Below are 24,185 nucleotides of genomic sequence, written 5' to 3' on the forward strand. Positions count from 1 at the left end.
GTGAAATCATAATACCTGTGAAGATGCAGGTTACCCGCGACAAGACGGAAAGACCCCATGGAGCTTTACTGTAGCCTGGTATTGGAACTTTGTGCATCATGTACAGGATAGGTGGGAAGCTGAGAAGCAGGGGCGCCAGCCTCTGTGGAGCTGTCGGTGGGATACCACCCTTGATGTACGGAGTTTCTAACTCGTCGCCCTGATCGGGCGAGAGGACCATGCCAGGTGGGCAGTTTGACTGGGGCGGTCGCCTCCCAAAAGGTAACGGAGGCGCCCAAAGGTTCCCTCAGAATGGTCGGAAATCATTCGTAGAGTGTAAAGGCAGAAGGGAGCTTGACTGCGAGACCTACAAGTCGAGCAGGGACGAAAGTCGGGCTTAGTGATCCGGTGGTTCCGCATGGAAGGGCCATCGCTCAACGGATAAAAGCTACCCTGGGGATAACAGGCTTATCTCCCCCAAGAGTCCACATCGACGGGGAGGTTTGGCACCTCGATGTCGGCTCATCGCATCCTGGGGCTGAAGTAGGTCCCAAGGGTTGGGCTGTTCGCCCATTAAAGCGGTACGCGAGCTGGGTTCAGAACGTCGTGAGACAGTTCGGTCCCTATCTGTCGCGGGCGCAGGAAGTTTGAGGAGAGCTGTCCTTAGTACGAGAGGACCGGGATGGACGCACCGCTGGTGCACCAGTTGTCACGCCAGTGGCACAGCTGGGTAGCTATGTGCGGACGGGATAAGCGCTGAAAGCATCTAAGCGTGAAGCCCCCTCCAAGATGAGACTTCCCACAGCGTTAAGCTGGTAAGACCCCTCATAGACGATGAGGTTGATAGGTTCGGTGTGGAAGCGCGGCAACGCGTGGAGCTGACGAATACTAATCGGTCGAGGGCTTATCCACACAATCTTGGCAATCATGCAGATCCAGTTTTGAAGGTACATATGATCGCGGAGAGTTACCCAAGAGGCCGAAGGGGACGGTTTGCTAAACCGTTAGTATGCGCAAGCGTAGCGAGGGTTCGAATCCCTCACTCTCCGCCATTTTTTATTTTGGCGGCGTAGCTCAGCTGGTTAGAGCGTTCGGTTCATACCCGAAAGGTCGGGGGTTCGATTCCCTCCACCGCTACCAAAGGGGCATAGTTTAAAGGTAGAACGAAGGTCTCCAAAACCTTTGGTGTGGGTTCGATTCCTACTGCCCCTGCCAGAAGCCGTTCTGGCGATAGTGACGATGGCGGTCGTGGCGAAGTGGTTAACGCACCGGATTGTGGCTCCGGCACTCGTGGGTTCGATTCCCATCGATCGCCCCATGCATGGGAGTATAGCCAAGTGGTAAGGCACGGGTCTGCAAAACCTTCACCCCCGGTTCGAATCCGGGTACTCCCTCCAAAGTAAGTCCCAGTAGCTCAGCAGGATAGAGCAACGGCCTTCTAAGCCGTCGGTCGGGAGTTCGAATCTCTCCTGGGACGCCATCTGCATACGAAAAACCTCCTATCCACTCCAGTTTGAAACTTGAGTCGGTAGGAGGTTTTTTCATGCAAGAATGAGCTTTGCAAGGGGACCACCTGCAAAGATAGGACACTGAGCACAAGGTCCTGAGTTAGAGCCGATTCCTTTTCTTCTATATAGAGTAGAAATGATAGGGCATGAGGGTTCCTCAGTGCCCGCTTTCGTACGCTATCCTAGTCAGTGAGGCAAACTCCCTTGTTCCCAACTGTTTCACCTAATCTCGGCAAACCGAACCAAATGGGAAAGATCATGAGACGATCTCCGCATCGAATGCCAGGCAGGGGGTACGCCTCCCATCATAAGGTCAAGAAGCAAGACAGCCGGAATGGATCAGAGGTGGGAGTGAGAAAGAAAAGGAGGAGACACAGGAAGGAAAACCGAGACTATTTTCCTAGAAGAAAACGGCGGAATCTGTCGGAATCAAATAAACGGGTTGGAGTAGTAGAGACCGTGAAGGTACCGTTTCTCCGCTTTGTTCAAGGCAATCTCCTTCTGGGCTTCCAAGGAGGCACGGAGCTTCTCCCAAAATTCTGGCGTGGCATCACTGGAGTCCACCGCCAGCTCATCTCCTACCAGGCTGCGGATGAGCTGCCAGTCATCGGAGAGCTCGTATTCCTTCATGCCACCACCGATCAGCCTGATGTCATGCAGCACACCCTTGATATCATCTGGAATCATGGCAATCTCCTATCCAATCGAATTGCAAAAAGGAGAGGCTCCTTCCTGCCAGTTGTCGCTCCTATTTTTCCACCATTGCCATAAACTATGTAACAAGAGGAAAATAAATTTTGACAAAAATCGGGTTTGTGACGAATTCATGATATTTTGAATAACAGATGCCGGGTACCTTATTAAAATTTTTCTACATTGATAGACTTTTTTCGACCATCTGTATAATTAAGGAAGAATCAAGTGATTCAAGGAGAGCTTCAGTCCAAGTAAAATAGGCTAGAATGACCGAAAAATCGTATTGACTTACAAAAACGGATTGTGTATACTCGAGAACGTGATTGGGGAATGAATGTTTGCGGTCGTGGTGGAATTGGCAGACACACCATCTTGAGGGGGTGGCGGGGCGACCCGTGCGAGTTCGAGTCTCGCCGACCGCACCATAGCGTTTGTCTTGGCCCGTTGGTGAAGCGGTTTAACACAGCAGCCTTTCACGCTGTCATACAGGGGTTCGAATCCCCTACGGGTCACCACATCTTTAAGCAAGATTGAAAAACTGAAGCCTTTTATCACGAAGGCTTTTTTTTCTGCTCACTGTCGTGAGATGTCGAATAGAAAGAAGAAAAGGTGGGAAAGGTGATAGCAGTGCCTTCTTTTTCCCACTTTTGGGTCATTGCGAATGCAGCGCATTTGATGTACACTCCCAATTGAAAGAAAAACAAGAGAGAAATGATGGAAAAACACTACCTGAATCAAAACCGACCCAAATTTGATTCAGGTCGAGGAGAAGAACCCATGAGTGTATTTAGAGAGATCATTGAGGGATTATTCATCGGATTTAGTTCAACGGTAGGTGTCATCAGCACATACCAAACTCTGATCTCATGCGCCGGTTTGTTTCGGAAAAAAGAGCAAGTCACGCATGAACCAGAGAAAACATTTGCGGTGCTCATCGCCGCGCACAACGAGAGTGCTGTTATCGCACCCTTGATTGAAAACCTGAAGCAGCTCGATTACCCCCGCGAGAAGTACGACATCTTTGTCATTTGCGACAACTGTACGGACAACACCGCGGAAATCAGCCGTGCTCACGGAGCATACGCCTGTGAACGTTTTGATACGTCCAAGCGCGGAAAAGGCTACGGGATCGAGTGGATGCTGGAAAACCTTTGGGCTAGACCTCAGCAGTACGATGCAGTCGTGATGTTTGACGCGGACAATCTGGTAGAAAAGAACTTCCTGCGTGTCATGAATGACCGTCTTTGCAAAGGTGCTCGTGTGATTCAAGGCTACTTGGATTCCAAAAACCCGTTTGACTCCTGGATTACGCTGTCCTATGCCGTTACATACTGGTTCACTAACCGGATGTGGCAACTTGCAAGGCACAATCTGGGGCTGCCGAATACCCTTGGAGGGACCGGGCTGTGTATCGAGAGCAACCTGCTGAAAGAAATGGGCTGGGGAGCGACCAGCCTGACAGAGGATCTGGAGTTTGCGACCCGCTGCATTGAGCGGGGCATTTACCCGACATGGGCGCACGACACCAAAGTATGGGATGAAAAACCAATTGACCTGAAGGCCTCCATGCGTCAACGTCTGCGCTGGATGCAGGGACACTACGATGTCGCCGGCCGCTACATCGGTTCCGTATTGAAAAACGGGATTACAAAAGGACGATTGGGAATGCTGGACGCGGCTTTCTACTTGTTCCAGCCGATGTACGTGCTGATCGTGACCTTTATGTCCCTCTTGTTCTTAGGCCGTTTCTTCGAAATTGACATGCTGATGCCGGCCGCGACCATTTTGCCAAGCTGGTTGGTATACACTTCGACCGCCGTATTTTATATGCTGCCGTTTCTGGCGCTCTATCTGGAAAAAGTACCGCTCAAAGGGTATTTGGGTATATTATTGCTCCCGTTCTTTTTCCTGACCTGGCTGCCGATTATGTTCTACGCGTTTTTCACCAAGAAAAACCAAGTGTGGAGTCATACGTCTCACAGCCGGGCGATCCGTATCGAGGAGATCCAGCAATAACAGGCACATGGGCAAAAACCACAGGGAAACCTGTGGTTTTTTCTACTTTTTTCGAGTGGCGGCAATCCATGTCTATTTGGTATAATGACAAGATTGAAGAGAGATTTTTATGAGCAGCCAGGCAAGATCGAAGGGTGCTCACAGATAGTGGCCGCCAGAAGAATCAGGCCACGAGGAGGGAATACCGCAATGAAGCTTGCACCACATGCATGCAACAGCGAAGCTCCGCAATTGTGGGGCGACAAACGATACCATACATGGAATTACCACTTGCGCAACACCTTTCACGAAAAGATCTTCAAGGTTCCCCTGGATGGCGGCTTCAGCTGCCCCAATCGCGATGGAAAAGTGGCGACAGGAGGGTGCACGTTTTGCAGCGCTCGGGGATCCGGTGACTTTGCCGGAGACCGCCGGATGGATCTCGAACGCCAATTTCACGTCGTCAAGAACCGCATGCACGAGAAGTGGCCAAACGCCAAGTACCTCGGATTCTTCCAGGCGTATACAAACACGTACGCACCAGTAGAAGAGCTCCGGGACATGTACGAAGTGATTCTCAAGCAGGACGGCGTGGTAGGGCTCTCGATTGCGACCCGCCCCGACTGTTTGCCCGATGACGTCGTAGAATATTTGGCAGAGTTGAACGAACGCACGTATCTGTGGGTCGAGCTCGGCCTGCAAACCATTCACGAACACACCGCCCAATTGATTAACAGGGCTCATGATTACGAGTGCTATTTGCAGGCAGTCGAAAAGCTGCGCAAGCACAACATCCGCATTTGCTCGCACATTATTTACGGACTGCCGGGAGAAACCCATGAAGAGATGATGCAGACAGCCGACGCGGTGGCTCATCTCGATGTACAGGGAATCAAAATCCACCTGCTCCATTTGCTGCGAAAGACGCCAATGGTCAAACAGTACGAGGCGGGTCTGCTGGAGTTCCTGTCACAGGAAGAGTACACGAAGCTGGTCGTCGATACATTGGAAATCCTGCCTCCGGAAATGATCGTTCACCGCATCACTGGGGACGGCCCACCGGATTTGTTGATCGGTCCGATGTGGAGCCGCAAAAAGTGGGAAGTACTCAACGGAATCGACGCGGAGTTGAAAAACCGGAATACGTGGCAGGGCAAGTTTTATGTCCCTGCACAGAACTAGCCAAGCAAGCGCTAAGGAGCATTGCAAAACGCCAAAGGGAGCCCCATGGGAGGCTCCCTTTTTTTGTCTTTGGCGTAGGACAGGCTAATCCATGCCAAGAAACAGAAGATTTACGATCGGGCCCGCCATATTTTTCTGGCCCGTCCGGGGTAATTCGTAATGATTCCGTCCACGCCCAAATCAAGTGCGGTCTGAATCTCCCTGGAGCTGTTGACGGTCCACCCCAAAACCGTGAGTCCGTGCTGCTTCGTGCTTTTCACCAGATCGGCGGAAAGCTGATCCATTGGCACGTGGAGTTGATCGGCACTATAGCGGCTCGCCACTTCCCAAGGACGGGAAAGAGGGCCGACATACAGGAGACCAGTCGTCTGGGCGGGGTCCAGTTCCTTGACCCGCAGGAGACTGTCGAAGTTGAAGGTGGAGATGACCGTTCGTTCCGTCAGCTGGAAGCGCCGGATTTGTTCAATGACAAGCTCCTCGAGATTTGGCTGATCGGACAAAAAGTTTTTTAGTTCAATGATAAAGCGTAAAGGCGTGACGGAAAAAGCCTGAAAGACTTCGCGGAGCGTAGGAATCTTCGCTTTCGGATAGCGAGATGAGGAGCTGCGGTCAGCCCGGACCTGCCGCAGCTCTTGAAGCGTATAGCGGCGAACCGGGCCAGAGCCTGTCGTAGTCCGATCCAGCGTATGATCGTGAATGACGACGAGCTTGTTGTCCCGGCTCAGCTGAACGTCCAGCTCGATGCCGTCAGCACGGCGACGGACGGCAGCGTAAAACGACTCCATGGTGTTTTCCGGAAAAAGGCCGGAAGCACCGCGATGAGCGTAGATAAGTGGGGCCACGTGAGCTTCCTCCTTTCACTGTCTTTTTACATACCTATGTAAAAGACCCCTCGATAACTACATGGCGGAGGGGCAAAACATCCCGCTTACCCGATCGCGGTGAGCACAATCACCAAGAGGACAAACAAAACCAATACAAGAATGAAGTTGTTATTGCCGCAGCTCATGACTATCTGCTCCTTCCCAAGGGCGCTTCCTTTCTCATCCTATGAAGCTACCGTACAAATGGCTCTCATCGAATACCCAGTCGCTGGATGTTTTCGTCACGTCAAGCAGAACGGACGTGCGTTTTATACAGATTGGCAGATGACGAGGGAAGGCATTTTGCTACAATGAAACAAGAAGGAAAGAGGGGGGAGTGCTTGCATGATCAATGTGGAAGAGATGCTGGCCGCAGGCGATGTGGTCGTGGACAGCCAAAATCGGAGGGTGAAGCTGCACGTATACGACCCGTCGCAAATCGCTGAGCTGGATCAGCTGCTCCGAAAGCTGGCCGCAGAAGCGGATGCCACCAAGCTGATCGTCTACGGGAAAAAGGCGGACGCGGAGCGGTGGATTGCACTTGGCTATCGACAGGAAGGTGTCATTGAAGGCTTTTTCCGCGGGGAACATGCGCAAATGCTCTCCTGCTTTTTGACCGAGGAGAGGGCTACGTCCGTCGCTCCCGAGCTGGCAGAGGAAATTTTGGCGATGAGTTTGAAGAAAAAAGGCAACGGGGAAGAGAAGCCGCTGCCTTTGGGGTATTCCATGCGCGAGGCGGGGGAAGCGGATGCGGAGGAACTGGCCCAGTTGTATGGCTTGGTGTTTGCGACCTACCCGACCCCGATGAACGACCCTGCTTACGTACGTAAAACGATGCAGGAAGGCACTTGCTATATGGTGGTCGAGCATGAAGGGAAAATCGCCTGCGCAGCGTCGGCGGAGGTCAGCGAGCGCATGGGGTCCGCAGAGATGACGGACTGCGCTACCCATCCGGACCATGCCGGCAAGGGACTTCTCCAGCCTCTGTTTACCGCGTTGGAGCGGAAGATGGAGGAGGCCGGGATTTACTACCTGTACACGTTGACGCGAGCCCAGTCGCCTGGGATGAATGTGACCGCGTCCAAGATGGGGTATCGGTACCGGGGGCGTCTGATCAACAACTGCACCATTTTCTCCGGCTATGAAGACATGAACATTTGGGTGAAACCGCTCCGCCCTACATGGGAGTAAACGGACGGGGAAGAAAGGGCTACGCTGTAGGAGGATAGAGCTGCTGCTGAAGACGTTTGGCCATCAAGGCTAGTTGCAGCTGCCAGCGCTGATGCGCATCCTCCAGGCGGAAGCCCGTTTTTTCTTCAATCTGGGTTAATCGGTATTTCAGTGTGTGCCGGTGAATATATAAGGCTTGGGACGTCTGCAGTCCATTTCCGTTTTGCTGCAAATAGACGTCCAGCGTCTCAAGCAGCTGCTGGCCCATCCGGGTATCGTATCCGATCAACGGTTCCAGAAGCGGCATCCACAGCGCCTGGAGCGAGTCCCGGCTGCGATGGTAAGGAAACAGGAACTGGTATCCTTGCATCTCCCCGTATCGCAGCAGGGCCGGGGATTTGGCCAAAAGCGGATACGCCTGCAAGGCAAACAACGCTTCTTCGGCAGCGGCAGCCACGTCCGTCAGGTGCCGGCGAGGGTTGCTGATCGCCAGATGCAGGGGAATGCCAGGGTGCAGCCCCTCCCATCGTGAGGCAAACCGCTCGAGAATCTGCAGGCTTTCCCGGTTGTCCGGAAAGACGAACAAAAGACAATGCGGTCGCTCGCGCAGCAAATACGAGCGCTGCTGGCGGTCGCACAGTCTGCGCAGCAGAATGATGGCGCTTTGATGCAGCTCGGCGAGGGCAGCTTCGGTCTGCACGTCGACCTTCAGCGCTGCGACCAGATGGCTACCCGCCGCTGGATATCCCAGCGTGCGGCAGCGGCTTTCCAGCTCAGACGCACTCATGGGTTTTCCGGTCAGGAGCTCTTCCACAAAGTCGCCCTTGAGACGCCATTCCGTGGCAGAGACAGCCCGTTCCTTTACATATTCCAACGCGCAGAGGGTAGAAGCGTGCCGGAGAGCTACGTCGTCGAGCTCCTTCCACAGCAGCTTCGGCTTGGTGAGCGTTAGCGTGCCAAAGAGCTCGCGATTGGCCCGAATCGGTACCGAGTGGGAGCTCTCCTCGTCTGCCGATCCGGCGTGCTGCTTCTCGCACCCATGCTGCGTGACCTCGAAGCCAAGGGCATCGACCAACGTCACGGCCCCACCGGTCAGTGCAGCGAGCTCTCCGGTGATGGCGGACAGTCCGCCTTTGGACAGCGCGGCGTCGATCATTTGGTTGTGAATCGCTTGCGAATAGGCGAGAGTCTCGAACTGACGGTTGACAATCGGCTGGAGGATGGCCTTCGTAATAGTGGAGAAGTTCATTTCCCCCGGGATTTCGATGAGGGGCAGCGCCAGGCGGTCCGCCATCTCGATAAAAGCTTCGGGAATTTCCCGCAGGTAAAACCCCGTATGGATAGCCACCCCGCTTAGCCTGCGGATCGCGAGGGAGGGGATAAAGGAGGCAAGACGCTCGGTGTCCCCGGAAAGACCAAAGCCGGTCGTGATGAGAAATTCCCCTTCTTGAAGGCGGGTGGTGTCTTCCAGCACTTCGACAATGGTGACCCAGCGGATGGGGTTGTCCAAACCGCCTGCACCCGCAATCAATCTCGTCTGGACCATATCAGGCAATTGCAGCGCCTCCCGAATGGTAAAAGTCATGAGCGTTCCTCCCGGAAGTAGGTTGGCAAGCTTCGATAGAAGTTTTCTTATACAAAATGTACAAAACATTTCGTCTCTTTTCCATGTTTTTTTGCCAGCTCGTCGGATGGCTTGAGCGCCCCGGTCGGATACGATGAAGGTAGTGAAAAGCGAGGTGGCGAGAGAATGAAAAGAAGCTATGTAATCAAGCCTGAACTGGAAAAGATCTATCCGGTAATCTCTCACGGAAAAGGAATTTACCTCTTCGACCAAGAGGGGAAACGATACATCGACGGCTGCAGCGGAGCCGTTACGGTGAGCATTGGCCACGCGGTGGATGAAGTAGTCGAGGCGATGTACGCGCAAGCCAAGGAGGTCTCCTTTGCATACCGCTCCCATTTCAGCAGCGAGGCGGTGGAAGAGCTGGGAGCGAAGCTGGCCGAGTGGGCGCCCGGTTCATTGAACTGGACATTCTTCGTCAGCAGTGGCTCGGAGGCGACGGAGACCGCCCAAAAGATCGCGATCCAATATTGGCAGGAGCGCGGCAAGCCGACGAAAAACCGCATCATCTCCCGCTGGATGAGCTACCACGGGATCACGATGGGAGCGCTGTCGATGTCAGGACACGTGCTGCGGCGAAAACGCTTTGTCCCGCTGCTGGAAGACTATCCGACAATCTCGGCCCCGTACCCGTATCGCAAGCCGGATGGCGTCAGTCTGGAAGATTACGCCCTGCAGTGCGCAAACGAGCTGGAGACGGCCATTCTGCGAGTCGGCCCCGAACAAGTGGCTGCTTTCATCGCGGAGCCGGTCATCGGAGCGTCGGGCGGAGCGGTCGTACCGCCGGACGGCTACTTCCAGCGGATTCGCGAAATTTGCGACAAGTACGAGGTGCTCTTTATCGCGGATGAAGTCATGACAGGGATTGGCCGGACCGGGAAAGCGTTCGGGATCGATCACTGGGGAGTCGTGCCCGACATGATCACACTCGGCAAAGGGATGAGCTCCGGGTACACGCCGATGGCGGCTACCGTGGTGTCGGACGAAATCATCGAGACGATCAAGAACGGCAGCGGACTGATCATGGCCGGCCATACCTACAGCGCAAATCCACAGTCGGCAGCCGTCTCCCTCGCCGTGCTGAAGTATGTGGAAAAGCACAGTTTGTTCGAAAAAGCGGCAGAGCAAGGCGCCTATTTGCTGGAGCGCCTGCAGGAGCTCGCGGCCGAGCTGCCGCTGATCGGAGATGCGCGCGGCCTGGGCATGCTGTGCGGCCTGGAATTCGTCAAGGACAAAGACACCAAGGAGCCGTTCCCGCTCTCGCACAATGTGAGCGGACGGGTCATCGCCAAGGCGTTTGAAAAAGGCTTGCTCGTCTATCCGGCTGTCGGAGGGCTCGAAGGCATCGCAGGCGATAGTGTCATCATCGCACCCCCGCTGACCATCACGAAAGCCGAAATCGACGAATTGATCGGCCTCCTGAAGGGGGCGGTCGAAAGCGTCCAGCAAGAGCTTCGGCAGCAGGCATCGATCGGATAGGAAGGGAGAGAGCGCGTGTGACCAATCGATTGGAAAAAGTGATTTCCATAACGGAAGCACTGGAGCATTTTCACGATGGAATGACATTGATGGCGGGAGGATTTGGCGGCGTAGGAAATCCGCCGACGCTCATCCAAGGAATCCTGGAGAAGGGTGTCAAAGACTTGACGCTCATCAGCAACGACACGGCGTTTCCGTACATCGGCGTCGGCAAGCTGGTGACGGAGAAACGCGTCAAAAAGGTGATCGCTTCGCACATCGGCTCCAATCCGAATGCAGGGGCGCAGATGACGGCGGGAGAGCTGGAGGTGGAATTTTGCCCGCAGGGGATCCTGGCCGAGCGCGTGCGTGCGGGCGGAGTCGGACTGGGTGGCATCCTGTCCGATGTCGGCATCGGTACGATCGCGGAAAAGGGGAAGCAGAAAGTCGTGCTGGACGGCAAGGAGTACTTGCTGGAGACGCCGCTTACGGCAGAGGTGTCCATCCTCTATGCGAAAAAGGCGGATCGCTACGGCAACCTGGTCTACGACACGAGCGCCCGCAACTTCAACCCGCTGGTGGCGATGGCTGGAGACATCACGATCGTGGAAGCGGAGGAAATCGTCGAGATCGGCGAGCTGTCGCCGGAGGAAATTGTGACCCCCGGCGTCTTCATCAACTTTATCGTGCAAAGTGAAGGGGTGAACTGGCAATGGGCATGGGAGAAGTAAAGGAGACGGAGACCTATCGAGAGCGGATCGCCCGGCGTGCGGCCCTGGAGGTCGAGGACGGCATGATCATCAACCTAGGCATCGGCATCCCTACGCTTGTGGCTGATTTTATCCCGCCGCAGGTGCGCGTGATGTTCCACGCCGAGAACGGGATCCTGGGGACCGGACCGAGCCCGAAAAAGGGAGAAGAAAATCCGATGCTGTGCAACGCCGGCGGTTTTCCCGTCACACTTGCCCTTGGAGCTTCCTTTTTTGACAGTGCCACGGCCTTTGCCATCATTCGCCGCGGCCTCTTGGATATGACGATTCTGGGTGTTCTGGAAGTAAGCCAAAGCGGCGATATCGCCAACTGGATCGTCCCGGGCAAGCGTGTGCCGGGAATGGGCGGGGCGATGGAGCTCGCGCAGAAGGCAAAAAAGGTGATGGTCGTCACGACTCATCTGGACAAAAACGGCCGATCCAAAATCGTTCGGGAATGCTCGCTGCCGCTCACGGCACGCGGCGCTGCCGACTGGATCATCACGGATATGGCCGTCATGCAGGTGATGCCAGACGGGCTGTATCTACGCGAGGTCATGTATCCGTACTGCGTGGCGGACGTCATTGGCGCGACGGAGGCCGAGCTGAAGATCGAAGGCGAAGTAGGCGTATTTCGCTGAGAACAAAAGGCGTACAAAATTCCGCGAGTCAGGGGGAGAAACATGGCAAACTGGCAGTCTATCATTCGGGAACAGTTGGAAAAGGATCGGGAAGAAGCGGTCGCTTTGCTTCAGGACTGGGTCAGACATCCGAGTGTGCAGGGCGAGGAAGAGTCGATACAGGAGAGCATCGCTCAGAAGCTGGCCTCTATGGGACTGGACGTAGACCTGTGGGTGATGGAAGGCGAGGAGCTGCTGAAGCATCCGTATTTTGTTTCTCCGCGTGAGCAGTTCGCGGGCAGTCCGAACGTAGTCGGAGTCTGGAGGGGAAGCGGCAAAGGCCGCTCGATCATCCTGAATGGTCACGTCGACGTGGTGCCGGCAGGAGACCGCGCCCAGTGGAGCGACGATCCTTTCAGCGGAAAGGTAGAGGCAGGCAAGCTGTTCGGGCGCGGGGCAACGGACATGAAAGGGGGGAATCTGTCTTCTCTTCTGGCGATCCAGGTGCTGCAAAAATTAGGGGTGAAGCTGAAAGGCGACGTCATCTTCCAGAGCGTGGTGGAAGAGGAGAGCGGGGGCGCAGGTACGCTTGCGACGATTCTGCGGGGGTACAAGGCGGACGCTGCTCTCATCCCGGAGCCGACAAACATGAAGATTTTCCCGAAGCAGCAAGGCTCCATGTGGTTCCGTCTGCATGTGAAAGGCAGATCCGCCCACGGAGGGACGCGCTACGAAGGCGTGAGTGCCATCGAAAAGTGCTTGCAGGTCGTCCAGGCAGTCGGGAAGCTGGAGAAGGAACGCAATGAGCGCCTGGAGGATCCGCTTTACGCCAAATTGCCGATCCCTATTCCGATCAACATCGGGGTCATTGAAGGAGGCAAATGGCCGTCTTCCGTAGCAGACCTCGTCAAGCTGGAAGGACGTATGGGGGTCGCGCCGGGAGAGCGGATGGACGATGCCAAAGCGGAGATGGCAGCAGCGTTGAAAGGGCTCGCCGAGGTCGATCCGTGGTTTGCGGAGCACCCGGTCGAACTGGAATGGTACGGGGCGAGATGGGTGCCGGGAGCGGTTGCGGAGGAACATCCGCTGATGGAGATCCTGCAACGCCAGTTTGAAGTGGTCCGTGGGGAGCGCGCCGTGGTGGAAGCATCTCCATGGGGAACGGACGGCGGACTTTTGACAGCGTTGGCCGATACCCCTGCGATTGTCGTAGGGCCAGGTGTAACACAGGTCGCGCATTACCCCGACGAATTCATTGTGCTGGACGACGTATTTGACTGCGCTGAGATCTTTGCGCTCGCGCTGATCGAATGGTGCGGGCTGGACGATACGCAAAGCGATAGCGATAAGTAGAGGAGAGGGTTATCCATGAGTCCAATTACGACGAAATTCATCCAACTCAAAACGGCGGTTCCCGGACCCAAATCGCAGGAAATGCTCGCCAAAAAGGAAGCGAACGTGCCGCGCGGGCCGTCCAATACGACTCCTGCGTTCGTAGCCAAGGCGGAAGGGGCGCTGCTGACGGATCTGGATGGCAACACGTTCATCGACTTTGCCGGGGCGATCGGATCGATCAATGCGGGACACTGTCCACCAGCAGTCGTAGAGGCGCTCAAGGCGCAGCTGGATCAGTACATACACACATGCTTTCATGTGATGATGTACGAACCATACGTGCAGCTGGCCGAAAAATTGAACCAGATCACCCCGGGTGACCACCCGAAAAAGACATTCTTCCTCAACAGCGGAGCGGAAGCGGTGGAGAACGCGGTAAAAATCGCCCGCAAGTATACAGGGCGTAAGGCAATCATCTCGTTCGAGCGCGGCTTCCACGGACGCACGCTGCTCGCAATGTCGCTGACGAGCAAAGTGCGCCCGTACAAATACGAATTCGGCCCTTTTGCTCCCGATACGTACAAAATGACCTATCCGTACTATTACCGCGCCCCCTATGGCGCTTCTCCGGAAGAGACAGACGCGGAAGTGCTGCGCCGCTTCGAAGACTTCTTCCTGGCGGAGGTCGCGGCCGACAACGTCGCTGCCATCATCATGGAGCCTGTGCAGGGCGAAGGAGGATTCGTCGTCCCATCGAAAACGTTCGTCCAGGGTGTCAAGGCCATCTGCGAGAAGTACGGCATTCTTTTCATTGCAGACGAGGTGCAGACCGGCTTTGGCCGTACCGGCAAAATGTTTGCGATGGAGCATTACGGCGTCGTTCCTGATATCGTAACGATGTCCAAATCGATGGGAGCAGGCGTGCCGATCAGTGCAGTGACCGGTCGGGCGGAAATCATGGACGCCCCGAATCCGGGCGAAATCGGTGGCACGTACGGCGGCAGCCCGCTCGGCTGCGTAGCTGCTCTGAAAGTCATCGAGATGATGGAGCAGGACGGGTTCCTGGACCGGGCGAATACCATCGGCGACACGATTCTGAAACGCTTCGGGGAATTCAAAGAGAAGTTCGCCGAAGTGGGGGATGTCCGCGGTCTGGGCGCGATGTGCGCCATCGAACTGGTAAAGGACAAAGCGAGCAAGGAACCGAACAAGGAGCTGACGGTCAAAATCGTGCAGGCATGCTACCAAAACGGCCTGGTCGTCATGTCTGCGGGCCTGTACAGCAACGTGATCCGGATTCTGTCTCCGCTGGTGATCACGGATGAACAGCTGGAGGAAGGCTTGAATGTGCTGGAGAATGTCCTGGCTGGACTGTGCACACCAAATCGTTGATGGACGGAGGGATTGCCATGAAAAAAGCATGCTTTATCGGCGGCGAATGGCTGGAGACGGCATCGTACGCTCCCCTGTATTCCCCTTATAGCGGGGAAGAGATTGCCCAGGTCCCGCAGGCGGATGCGGGGACGGTACAAAAGGCGATTGCGGCTGCTGAAGAAGCGGCGGCTATCATGCGGCGGATGCCTGCCTACCAACGGGCGGCCATTTTGGAAAAAATGTCGCTGCTGATGAATGAAAGGCTGGAGGAAGCCGCGAAAATCATCGCGTTGGAAGCCGGCAAGCCGATCAAGACAGCACGCGGCGAAGTGATTCGCACGATCCAGACCTACAAGTTCGCCGCCGAAGAAGCCAAGCGCATCCACGGGGAGACGCTGCCGCTGGATGCGGCGATCGGCGGGGAAGGTAGACTGGCGTACACGGTTCGAGAGCCCCTTGGCGTAATCGGGGCGATCACGCCGTTCAACTTTCCGATGAACCTCGTGGCGCACAAGGTGGGGCCGGCACTGGCAGCCGGGAACACCGTCGTCCTGAAACCGGCTTCCCAGACGCCGCTCTCCGCTTTCTTTCTGGCGGAAATCGCCCAGCAGGCAGGAGTGCCGGCAGGGGCACTCAACGTCGTGACAGGCAGCGGGGCGACTGTAGGCGATCTCTTGGTCAAGGACCCTCGCGTAAAAGCTCTGACATTCACAGGGAGTCCGGCTGTCGGGATCGACATCCGGAACCGTGCAGGACTCAAGCGCGTCACTCTTGAACTGGGCTCCAATTCCGCCGTCATCGTCGACCGGGACGTGAATCTCGACGAGGTGATTCCGCGCTGCATCTTCGGGGCCTTCGCCTATTCCGGTCAAGTATGCATTTCCGTTCAACGCATTTACGTGGTCAAGGAGCGATTTGAGGAGTTCGTCAGCCGCTTCACGGAAGAGACGTGCAAGCTGCGCGGAGGCGACTCCCTGTCCGAGGAGGCCGACTACTCTGCGATGATCAGTCCGCGTGAAACAGAGCGGGCATTGGCGTGGATCGAGGAAGCCAAGCAGCAGGGTGCACGGGTGGAATGCGGCGGCGAGGTCATGGGACGCGTCCTGCAACCAACGGTTTTGACTGGTGTGCCAGCGGAAGCGAAGGTTTCCTGCCAGGAAGTGTTCGGGCCCGTCGTTCTTATCAATGCGGTCGATTCGGTACAAGAAGCCATCACGCTGGTGAACGATTCCCGCTATGGTCTGCAGGCAGGCGTCTACACCAATAATCTGGCTGTTGCCATGCAGGCTGCCGACGAGCTCCATGTAGGCGGCGTGATGATCAACGACATCCCGACCTTCCGCGTAGACCATATGCCGTACGGCGGCGTGAAAGAAAGCGGGATGGGCCGCGAAGGAGTCAAGTACGCGATCGAAGAACTGACAGAGCTCAAATTGGTCGTCGTCAAAAAATAAAGCCACAGGGAGCTGCCGGCTACTCATTGCCCGGCGGCTCTTGCCATGTGAAAGTCAGGTGTGGTATAGTAAAACTTGTTGAAACGCGGAGGGATACCGAAGTGGTCATAACGGGGCGGTCTTGAAAACCGTTAGAGTGCAAGCTCACGCGGGTTCGAATCCTGCTCCCTCCGCCATATTTCGCAAAAGCCCAACATCATAGTGAAGAAAGCCAACAACCTCACGTTTTCACATGATGGTTGTTTTTTTGTATGTATAAACCTGCGCCCGAAGAGCGGAAACATTCCGTTCTGAGGGCGTTTTTTTTGTTTAGGCACTGGGGCCGGTATGATTTTTAACTATGGCCTTCCTCTATTACCACTATTTACTTGTAGAACCAATGACTCACCAGAGGCATAATGGATTTGTAAGGAAAATCATCTAGTTAAACATCTGGGGAAATTGCGGCGTACTAATCCGTGCAGGCGGTCGTCTGTATTTTGCAACTCAAAAATGCAGAGTTTGGCGGCCAATTTATGCAGAACACTGCCAACATCAATACAAAAGAATTTAGGAAGACTTCATGCTGGATAGAGCATGGCGCAGTCGGTAGCTTTCTCCGGTAAACGCCAGAATATGGGCGTGGTGGACGAGGCGATCCACAAGGGCTGCCGTCAATCGCGTATCTCCAAACACCGTATTCCACTGCCCAAACTCCAAATTCGACGTCACAATCACACTGTTTCTCTCATAGCAGGCCGAGATAACATGAAACAACAGCTCAGCCCCCGTTTGGTGAAAGGGAACAAACCCAACCTCGTCCAAAATCAACAACTCACAGTCTGCCAGTTCTTTTTGAAACCGCATCAGTGCCCCATTCGCGTGTTTTTCCTGCAAGAGCGCAACCAGATCGGGAACACGGAAGAATCGAACGGCATATCCCCTTCGGCACGCCTCTACGCCAAGCGCTGTTGCCAGATGGGTCTTCCCCGTGCCCACTTTTCCCAGCATCAGCACATTTTCCTTGCGCTCCAAAAAACGTAGGTCGATCAATCCCTCCTTTGTACATGTTTCCGGTAAGGTGACTGCCTCAAAAGCGTAATCTTCCAGTGTCTTCAGTTGGGGAAACGCGGCTTTCTTTATCAGTCGCTTCAGCTTTGTCTCCTCCCGCCGTTGAATCTCCATCCGCAAGACTCCCAGCAAGAAGCTCTCCCGATCTTCAAACGGCACCTGTTCATAGGTTTCCATCACATGCGCCAAATGCAAAGTTTTGCACACCTTTGCCAGCTCTTCTCTCATTCCACCCTCACCCCCAGGATCCGGTCGTACTCATCCAGCATGGGTATCTGCCCGTGAAGGGCAGGGGGTGTATGCGACTCTGAAAACGGTTCCGGGCGGAAAACAGGGTGTTTTATCGCGTAAAGGGCATGCTCCAAGGCAACAGCCAGATGCTCTTGCTGATGCGACAATTCTCCCAGTACTTGCCCGATTTCCTCCAACGTATAGGTGTCGAGCAATCGATGGAGCAGGCGAATTCGTGCTTTTCGTGCATTCATGTCTTCCACCGTCAAAAACGTTTGGAGCGCCTGAGGCATCATGTTGGTAAAGGAAGAATACATCACCGCCCGCGGGCGTTTTTCATATCTCTTCAATACCGCCTTCCAATCTACTGAAATGACTTTCTCCGTATAGGGACGAGGCAATGTCACAATCGGGGTATATGTCCCGTCTGCCGTTAACACCTCCAGCACATCCCACTTGACTTTCACCAAAACCGGCTGCATGGCCCGACACTGCGGCAACGGGAAGAGAGCCGCGTCAAACGACAGCTCAGCGTATTTGTTCAGGTGGCACGTCTCCAGCCGGAAAATCTCCAGCGGTGTCGTCGGCAGCGTCAGCAGCTTGCATTTTTCTTGCTCCCACAACTCGGCAATGGTTTGCTTTTTCACATAGTGAGGGCGCTGCATATCCGCACGGGCAGCTTCCGCCAAATACGTCTCCAGTTGTTCCGGCGTATCGATAACCGGTGGCGGAACACACCAGTTCCGGCGTCCATACCCCACTTTGTTTTCCACATGGCCTTTCTCATGGCCGCTGTATGGATTGCAAAACAGGGGCTCAAAGCGGTAATGGGCGCAGAAACGCCGAAACGCTTCCGTACACTCTCGTTTTCCGCCTTGCTGGATGGACACAACAGCAGCGGACAAGTTGTCAAACCAAATCTTGCGAGGAACCCCTCCCATTTGCTGAAATAGCCGCCCTAAGGCCTCCAGAAAGCATTCCGTGTTTTCTTTCGGAACCGGGAACACAAAGGCGGCATTGCTGTACGGAAACGACAGGGTCAATACTTTCCGCTCCACCAGTTCTCCCGACTTGACCACGTACACCGTCCCGAAGTCAGCCTGAGCTTCTCCACCTGGATGCTCCAAACGCTCAAAATGTTCGGCTCGTTCGGCTGCCATGGCTTTCTTCCGTTTGGAGACATATTCGGATACCGTTCGCTGCCCGCCAGGGAAGCCGTACTCATCCCGTAACCGCTGAAACATGCGGACGGCTGTATGGCGTTGCTTGCGTGGAAGACGCTCATCATCCTCCAGCCATGTGTCAATAATCTCTAAGTACGGTCCCAACACCGGATGGCGGCCTTTTCGCTTGCATACCGGTTCATTCCAATCGTCGCGATCCGCATATTTCTTGGCGGTTCGCCAATTCACCTGGACACGTTCCGCAATTTCCTGAATCGAACACCCTTCGACTTCTCGCAAAAATCGGATATACTGTTGTTGTGGCACTTTCAACATTCCTCTCACTCCCTCAGATTTTCGCCAAATCCAAGGGTAGATTTTGTAGGGGGATGTTGGCAAGTGCCTTTTTCATGGCCTCAGAATTGCGGTGGAACTCTGCAGTTTTCCGCCGCAATTCTCTGCACTTTTATCCTGCCATAAACAGTCGTCGCTATTTTTTTGCGCAAATGTGGCAGGGTTGCCTTTATCTACTGGTATTCAAACAAGGGATCATCGTGTATCTTGTTACTATTCACGTAAGTACGATACGTACTATCCCTTTCTCCAACCCGACCAGGTTGGAGCTTTTTTTATTTCAGCCATCTCCGTATTTTTCCTCAAAATCCAGAAGATCAATGTCGATGGATAGGCCTCAATGAGATATGCTGTATGTAAGGACTCGATTGTTTCTTGGGGCCCTGCGGCAGCTTCAAAAATGCAGAGGAAGCTGCCGTCTTTTTTGTCTCCAAATGTCTGAATATACTCGCAATATTGAAAATTGTAGTATACTTAGAGAAAAGGGCACAGGGGGGTACGTGGCATGATCGAGTCCAGAAGGGTAAGGAGAAATACGCTAGGCGATATTTTGAGGCGGAGTCGCGGACGTTTTCCTGACAAACCGGCCTTGCGGTTCGAAGAAGAGGTTCTTACATACAGTCAGCTTGACCGGATCGTCAATCAAGCTGCCAACGCTTTGATCAGCAGCGGGATCCAAAAAGGAGAAAGGGCAGCTGTCCTGTCCCGCAATTCCATGGACTTCGCGATTCTCAACTTCGCGCTGGCAAAAGCGGGCATCATCATGGTGCCAATCAACTTCATGCTGAATGCTGATGATGTGGCGTTCATTCTCGGGCATTCGGAAGTGAGCGCGGTGTTTGCTTCGCCGGAGTTCCATCAGGTTGCACAGATAGCAATCAAGCAGGCGGGTGTGGCACCGCGCTTGCTGTCTTTAATCTCCAAGCCGGCTGTTCGGGAGGGGGAGTGGCTGCCGTTTCGTTCATGGCTCGAGGGAGCAGACGAGAGCGAGCCGGAAGTAGAACTCGATGATGAAGATGTCGTACATATACTCTATACGAGCGGCACAGAGTCAAAACCAAAGGGGGTCATGCTCACGCACAAAAGCGTCATCTCCGAGTATGTCAGCACGATCGTGGAAGGGGACATGAGCGGTGACGACGTGGCGATTCATGCGCTCCCGTTGTTTCACAGTGCACAGCTCCACTGCTTCTTGGGCCCTTACATTTACCTGGGTGGAAGCGGTATCATTCTCGAACAAGCGACTCCGGCGCTCATGCTGGAGACAGTCGAGACATACCGCGCGACACAGCTTTTTTGCCCACCGACTGTCTGGATCGCGCTTTTGCGATCGCCGGATTTTGCTTCGCGCAATCTCGGTTCGCTGAAAAAATGCTACTACGGCGCTGCCATCATGCCTGTAGAGGTGCTGAAAGAACTGAGCCAACGGTTGCCTGGCGCACAGTTTTACAATTTTTACGGACAGACGGAAGTTGCCCCGCTGGCTACGGTGCTCAAGCCCGCAGAACAGATCCGCAAGGCGGGATCGGCGGGCAAGCCGGCCTTAAATGTGGAAACGAAGATCGTGGACGACGACGGGAACGAGGTGCCGCGTGGAAGCATAGGGGAGATCGTACACCGGACCAGCCATGCCATGGTCGGCTATTTCCGCGATCCCGAAAAGACTCAGGCAGCCTTTTTCGGCGGATGGTTCCACAGCGGTGACTTGGGGATCATGGACGAGGAAGGATTCATCACAGTGGTCGATCGGAAAAAGGACATGATCAAATCAGGCGGAGAAAATGTGGCAAGCCGGGAAGTCGAGGAGATGATTTACCAGCATCCGAAAGTATCCGAGGTGGCCGTCATCGGGATCCCGCATCCGTACTGGATTGAAGCCGTGACAGCAGTGGTGGTGCCGAAAGCCGGCGAAGCGTTGACAGAGGAAGAAATGCTCGCTTTCTGCAAAGACCGTCTCGCTCCGTTTAAAGCTCCGAAATTTGTCGTGATCGCTGACAACCTCCCGCGCAATCCAAGCGGAAAGATCTTGAAAAGGGAGCTGCGTCTTCGCTACGATGCGCTGGCACAGCCATGACAGAACCACATTCATAGAAGAGCCCGCCAAGCGGTATCCCAAACCGCTGGCGGGCTTTTCTGTATAGTTATTTCACTGTGGAAACGGTCGGATGATCCGGTTTGATCGCTTCAAAGCGGTATCCCTTCGCCTTCAAGAACGAAATGACCTCCGGGAGCGCTTGGGCTGTCGGTGACTTCGTGCTGGAGTCGTGCATCAGGATGACGATTTCCTTCTGGTTTTTCACCTGCTGCTTGATGTTGGCGAGCGCGCCCTGCGCAGTGTAACGGTTGCTTCGGGCATCGCCGTTGGTCACGTTCCAGTCGATAAAGATGTACCCGCGTTCATTCGCCTCCGCCTTGATCGCGCTCATGACGGGATGCTCCAGATTGTACAGCTTTGGATCCTGGTATTTGTGGCTGACGGTGTTCGTGCTGCCGCCAGGATAGCGGAACACGACAGGCTTGACCCCGATTGCCTTTTCAATCAGCTGGTTGCCTTTTTCCAGGTCTGCGAAGAATGCTTCCTTGCTCTTGTACACAATTTTGTAGTCGTGCGAGTACGTATGGCCGCCAATCGTGTGGCCTTCCGCATACGCTCGCTTGAGGATGGCCTCATGTCCCGGCACGCTGCGGCCGACAATGAAGAACGTTGCCTTGATTCCATACTTTTTCAATGTATCGAGCACTTGCGGCGTGACTACGGAAGGGCCGTCGTCAAATGTCAGATAGGCGACTTTGTCTGTTGCGGGCTTGGAAGGCGCCGGCGGCTTGACGGTCGGCTGCTGTGTTGTCCCGCCTGATGTTCCAGGCTTTGGCGTCGGCGTAGCTGGCTTCTGCCCAGTGGCGCCTGGCTTGGCAGTCGGTTTTGTTGAAGGCTGCTGTGTCGTCCCGCCTGGCTTGGCGGTTGGTTGAGTAGCTGGCTGCTGTCCTGTTCCTGGCTTGGGTAAAGCAGGGGACGTGGCAGGCTGCCCGGTTGCGCCTGGCTTGGTTCCTCCCTGCTGGGCGCCAGCTGGCTGCTGATCTTGCCCGCCGGCCGGCTTGCTGTGAATCGGTAGAACGGGCTGGTAGGGCTCCTCACCGTAAATGAAAAATGATTTTCGCAGTTCGGCAAAACGAGCCAGCTGCGGAGCGTAGGACGCCTCGATTTCCTGCGGGCTTTTCTCTTGTTCAAGACTTTGCCCGATAGCATGGGTGCCCATGCGCTTGTCAAACAGGGTGATCTGTCCATCCACGCTTTTGGGCACGGGGAAATGGCTGAGCTGGTGGGCGTATGCGAGCACATACATACCCGTCTTGGCCGGGTTGAAAACACGCGGGTCGTTGATTTGCAAGCGAACCCCGCCTGCCGTCCCTTTCATCTCCGGCAAGAAAACGACCCCGGGCAGCAGGCTGGAATTAAGCAGGTCCGCAAAACGGACAGCATCCAGTCCCTCTAGGCCTACCCACGCATAGTCGTCTCGCTGCTGCAGCTCCGTTCCTTCTCCGATGCCTGTGGCCAAATAGCTCACGACAGTGTGCAGCGTAGGGAGCTCGGGAGCGCTTTGCACCCACGGGAGCCCCGTTTCCGGATAGAGCATGCTGCGCGTATACCCTTTCATGGGAATGACGGTCAGGTCCACTCCGATCTCCCGGTTGAAGAACAGGGCGAGCTCGCCGATCGTCAAGCCGTGGGCCATTGGCAAGGTATCCGCCCCGATATAGGAGAGGTACGGCGGCTCGAGAAGAGGTCCATCGACGATCTTTCCGCCAAGGGGGTTGGGGCGATCGAGGACGATGACGGGCTTCCCTTGTTTCTTGGCTGCTTCCATGCAGTCGCGCAAAGCCGTTATGTACGGATTCATGCGAAAACCGGTATCTTGCAGGTCGACGAGAAGCACATCCATCCCTGCATACAGTTCCGCTGCGGGCACCCGATTTGCTTCACTCAGGCCGTACACGGGGATGCCATACACCGGATGTACGTAGGAACCGGCTGGCTGCGCTACGCCCGCCTTGCCATCCAACCCGTTTTCCGGGGTGATCAAGGAGACCAGGGTCACCTGGCGATCGCGACGCAACAGGTCGATCGTGCTTACGCCCCGGCTGTTTCCCCCCGTCTGATTGGTGAGGAGCCCCACTTTCTTGCCCTCGATCCACGAATGAAATTGATCGAACAGTACATCGCTTCCCAATTGAATGGCAGCCGTGTTGGCTGAGCTACCGCCCGGTGGGACCATACATAAGATGAGTGCGAGGATGAGGAAAGGAATGATTCTTTTCATCGGCATTGCCTCTTTCAACATGAAAATTTCGTCGTTGCATGTCTATTGTAACGGTTTTTTGAAGCAAGATGGTTGCATTTTTGTAACAATTTGAAATTGGGTCGAAAGGACGGGGACAAGCTTCGGTTCCAGGAAAAACGAGGGCGATTTTCTGGGGCGAAATGCTTATCGCCTGCAGGAAATCCTACAGGAACACTAACCTTGCCTCGAGCTACATCTTATAGTAGATTTAAAACCATGCGAATCTTTTTTGAAATGGAGTGGACTACATGCTAAAAAAATTGGCCTCGTTTGTGCTCGCGGTCGCGCTTGTACCCGTAGCGGCTTTTTCTGCTTCCGCCGCTTCCGCCCCGGCTACTATTAAGGTCGAATACAATCAAAAGGCGATTGCATTCCCGGATCAAAAACCAGTAATCCGTGACAGCCGTACTCTGGTGCCTATCCGTCCGATCGCGGAAAGCCTTGGTTTTGATGTCGATTGGAACGAACAAACACGAACGGTGACGATCAACAAAGGAACGAACAATGTCCGTCTTGTCGTCACGCAAAAAATCGCCAAGAAAAATGGACAAACCATCAATCTGGACGTTCCTGCGCAAATCATCAACCAACGCACGATGGTGCCCGTTCGTTTCATCGCAGAAGCGTTGAGCTACGGCGTAAACTGGGACCAAGCCACGCAAACCGTTAAAATTTCGGACGGGCAGTCGGTTACCCAGCCTTCCGCCACAACGGAGCAGCCGAAGGGCAATGCCACGCAAACCCAAAACAATGGGAACACGACCACATTAATCGACCGGGATTCGATTAAAGGCAAGACATTCACCATCGCCACAATTGGTCTTTATCGGGTGAGTGGTAAGGTAGAACCTGGCAGCGACGTTGCCGTTACACTCGAAGACAACACCTTCGAAGTCGACGTGAACGCAGACGGGACTTTCGAGTTCAACAAAGACACGTATGACGGCATCCGCACATTTACGCTGAAAGCGGAAAAAGACGGCAAGGTAGATACATTCGAAGGCGAGTTTATAAGTAATTCGTAAGGATAGGCTTTCATTACC

At 54.7% G+C, this 24,185-nt stretch carries 17 protein-coding genes, 9 tRNA genes and 1 rRNA gene (1 of these 27 only partly in view); 21 read left to right on the plus strand and 6 right to left on the minus strand.

The features are described 5' to 3' along the window. The 7 genes from RGB73_RS11470 to RGB73_RS11500 all read left to right on the plus strand — a co-directional run. Positions 1-891, plus strand: a 23S ribosomal RNA gene (locus RGB73_RS11470) (it extends 2,037 nt beyond the left edge of the window). Between the two features lie 49 nt (positions 892-940). Beyond that, a tRNA-Ser gene (locus tag RGB73_RS11475) sits at positions 941-1,031 on the plus strand. A gap of 11 nt (positions 1,032-1,042) precedes the next feature. Next, a tRNA-Met gene (locus RGB73_RS11480) sits at positions 1,043-1,119 on the plus strand. 1 nt (position 1,120) lies between these two features. After that, positions 1,121-1,194 (plus strand) — tRNA-Trp (locus RGB73_RS11485). A 27-nt stretch (positions 1,195-1,221) separates the two neighbouring features. Then, a tRNA-His gene (locus tag RGB73_RS11490) sits at positions 1,222-1,297 on the plus strand. A gap of 5 nt (positions 1,298-1,302) precedes the next feature. Then, positions 1,303-1,376, plus strand: a tRNA-Cys gene (locus tag RGB73_RS11495). A gap of 6 nt (positions 1,377-1,382) precedes the next feature. Next, positions 1,383-1,459: transfer RNA gene (locus RGB73_RS11500), tRNA-Arg, on the plus strand. Positions 1,460-1,916: 457 nt separating this feature from the next. Here RGB73_RS11500 and RGB73_RS11505 read toward each other — a convergent pair. Then, complete coding sequence (locus RGB73_RS11505; RefSeq protein WP_310772001.1) at positions 1,917-2,174, minus strand: hypothetical protein; 258 nt, start codon at positions 2,172-2,174, stop codon at positions 1,917-1,919. A 349-nt stretch (positions 2,175-2,523) separates the two neighbouring features. Here RGB73_RS11505 and RGB73_RS11510 point away from each other — a divergent pair. The 4 genes from RGB73_RS11510 (at position 2,524) to mnmL (ending at position 5,360) form a co-directional block, all read left to right on the plus strand. After that, positions 2,524-2,608: transfer RNA gene (locus RGB73_RS11510), tRNA-Leu, on the plus strand. 13 nt (positions 2,609-2,621) lie between these two features. Then, positions 2,622-2,698 (plus strand) — tRNA-Glu (locus tag RGB73_RS11515). 262 nt (positions 2,699-2,960) lie between these two features. Next, on the plus strand, positions 2,961-4,199 hold the full coding sequence (locus RGB73_RS11520; protein ID WP_310772004.1) for a glycosyltransferase family 2 protein: 1,239 nt from the start codon (positions 2,961-2,963) through the stop codon (positions 4,197-4,199). A 189-nt stretch (positions 4,200-4,388) separates the two neighbouring features. After that, a complete protein-coding gene (mnmL, locus tag RGB73_RS11525) occupies positions 4,389-5,360 on the plus strand; it encodes a tRNA modification radical SAM protein MnmL/YtqA (protein ID WP_310772007.1) in 972 nt (323 codons plus the stop codon). Between the two features lie 110 nt (positions 5,361-5,470). Here the strand turns inward: mnmL and RGB73_RS11530 are convergent, their stop codons facing one another. Further along, entirely contained in the window at positions 5,471-6,202 is a 732-nt protein-coding gene (locus tag RGB73_RS11530) for a glycerophosphodiester phosphodiesterase (RefSeq protein ID WP_310772010.1), read from the minus strand. Positions 6,203-6,568: 366 nt separating this feature from the next. Here RGB73_RS11530 and ablB point away from each other — a divergent pair, with 366 nt between their 5' ends. Further along, a complete protein-coding gene (gene ablB, locus RGB73_RS11535) occupies positions 6,569-7,414 on the plus strand; it encodes a putative beta-lysine N-acetyltransferase (protein WP_310772013.1) in 846 nt (281 codons plus the stop codon). A 19-nt stretch (positions 7,415-7,433) separates the two neighbouring features. On the opposite strand, the gene RGB73_RS11540 is transcribed toward ablB, so the two are convergent. After that, positions 7,434-8,978 (minus strand): PucR family transcriptional regulator, encoded by a 1,545-nt coding sequence (locus RGB73_RS11540; protein WP_310772016.1) that lies wholly within the window; start codon positions 8,976-8,978, stop codon positions 7,434-7,436. A 165-nt stretch (positions 8,979-9,143) separates the two neighbouring features. On the opposite strand from RGB73_RS11540, the gene RGB73_RS11545 reads away from it, so the two are divergent. The 7 genes from RGB73_RS11545 (at position 9,144) to RGB73_RS11575 (ending at position 16,183) form a co-directional block, all read left to right on the plus strand. Then, a complete protein-coding gene (locus tag RGB73_RS11545) occupies positions 9,144-10,496 on the plus strand; it encodes an aspartate aminotransferase family protein (RefSeq protein ID WP_310772019.1) in 1,353 nt (450 codons plus the stop codon). 17 nt (positions 10,497-10,513) lie between these two features. Further along, positions 10,514-11,206 (plus strand): CoA transferase subunit A, encoded by a 693-nt coding sequence (locus RGB73_RS11550; RefSeq protein ID WP_310772022.1) that lies wholly within the window; start codon positions 10,514-10,516, stop codon positions 11,204-11,206. Continuing rightward, positions 11,188-11,865: a 3-oxoacid CoA-transferase subunit B gene (locus tag RGB73_RS11555; protein WP_310772025.1), complete on the plus strand. Its 678-nt coding sequence runs from the start codon at positions 11,188-11,190 to the stop codon at positions 11,863-11,865. The genes RGB73_RS11550 and RGB73_RS11555 overlap by 19 nt, the downstream gene beginning before the upstream one ends. Before the next feature lie 42 nt (positions 11,866-11,907). Next, positions 11,908-13,197, plus strand: a complete 1,290-nt coding sequence (locus RGB73_RS11560) for a peptidase (RefSeq protein WP_310772028.1) — start codon at positions 11,908-11,910, stop codon at positions 13,195-13,197. 15 nt (positions 13,198-13,212) lie between these two features. Beyond that, positions 13,213-14,571, plus strand: coding sequence for a 4-aminobutyrate--2-oxoglutarate transaminase (gabT, locus tag RGB73_RS11565; protein WP_310772031.1), 1,359 nt, complete (start codon positions 13,213-13,215; stop codon positions 14,569-14,571). A gap of 17 nt (positions 14,572-14,588) precedes the next feature. Continuing rightward, positions 14,589-16,007 carry an aldehyde dehydrogenase family protein gene (locus tag RGB73_RS11570; protein WP_310772034.1) on the plus strand — a complete coding sequence of 473 codons (1,419 nt, stop codon included), beginning with the start codon at positions 14,589-14,591 and terminating at the stop codon, positions 16,005-16,007. An 87-nt stretch (positions 16,008-16,094) separates the two neighbouring features. Next, positions 16,095-16,183 (plus strand) — tRNA-Ser (locus RGB73_RS11575). A 373-nt stretch (positions 16,184-16,556) separates the two neighbouring features. Here the strand turns inward: RGB73_RS11575 and istB are convergent. Both istB and istA read right to left on the minus strand, forming a co-directional pair. Next, on the minus strand, positions 16,557-17,285 hold the full coding sequence (gene istB, locus RGB73_RS11580) for an IS21-like element helper ATPase IstB (protein ID WP_023555238.1): 729 nt from the start codon (positions 17,283-17,285) through the stop codon (positions 16,557-16,559). Next, positions 17,282-18,787 (minus strand): IS21 family transposase, encoded by a 1,506-nt coding sequence (gene istA, locus RGB73_RS11585; protein ID WP_024985199.1) that lies wholly within the window; start codon positions 18,785-18,787, stop codon positions 17,282-17,284. The genes istB and istA overlap by 4 nt, the downstream gene beginning before the upstream one ends. Before the next feature lie 523 nt (positions 18,788-19,310). Here istA and RGB73_RS11590 point away from each other — a divergent pair. After that, positions 19,311-20,879 carry an acyl-CoA synthetase gene (locus RGB73_RS11590; RefSeq protein ID WP_310772037.1) on the plus strand — a complete coding sequence of 523 codons (1,569 nt, stop codon included), beginning with the start codon at positions 19,311-19,313 and terminating at the stop codon, positions 20,877-20,879. A 67-nt stretch (positions 20,880-20,946) separates the two neighbouring features. Here the strand turns inward: RGB73_RS11590 and RGB73_RS11595 are convergent, their stop codons facing one another. Beyond that, positions 20,947-23,121 (minus strand): exo-beta-N-acetylmuramidase NamZ domain-containing protein, encoded by a 2,175-nt coding sequence (locus RGB73_RS11595; RefSeq protein ID WP_310772041.1) that lies wholly within the window; start codon positions 23,119-23,121, stop codon positions 20,947-20,949. Positions 23,122-23,390: 269 nt separating this feature from the next. Here RGB73_RS11595 and RGB73_RS11600 point away from each other — a divergent pair, with 269 nt between their 5' ends. After that, positions 23,391-24,167, plus strand: a complete 777-nt coding sequence (locus tag RGB73_RS11600; protein ID WP_310772045.1) for a copper amine oxidase N-terminal domain-containing protein — start codon at positions 23,391-23,393, stop codon at positions 24,165-24,167. Positions 24,168-24,185: the final 18 nt, after the last annotated feature.

Source organism: Brevibacillus brevis (assembly GCF_031583145.1).
GTDB lineage: Bacteria > Bacillota > Bacilli > Brevibacillales > Brevibacillaceae > Brevibacillus > Brevibacillus brevis_E.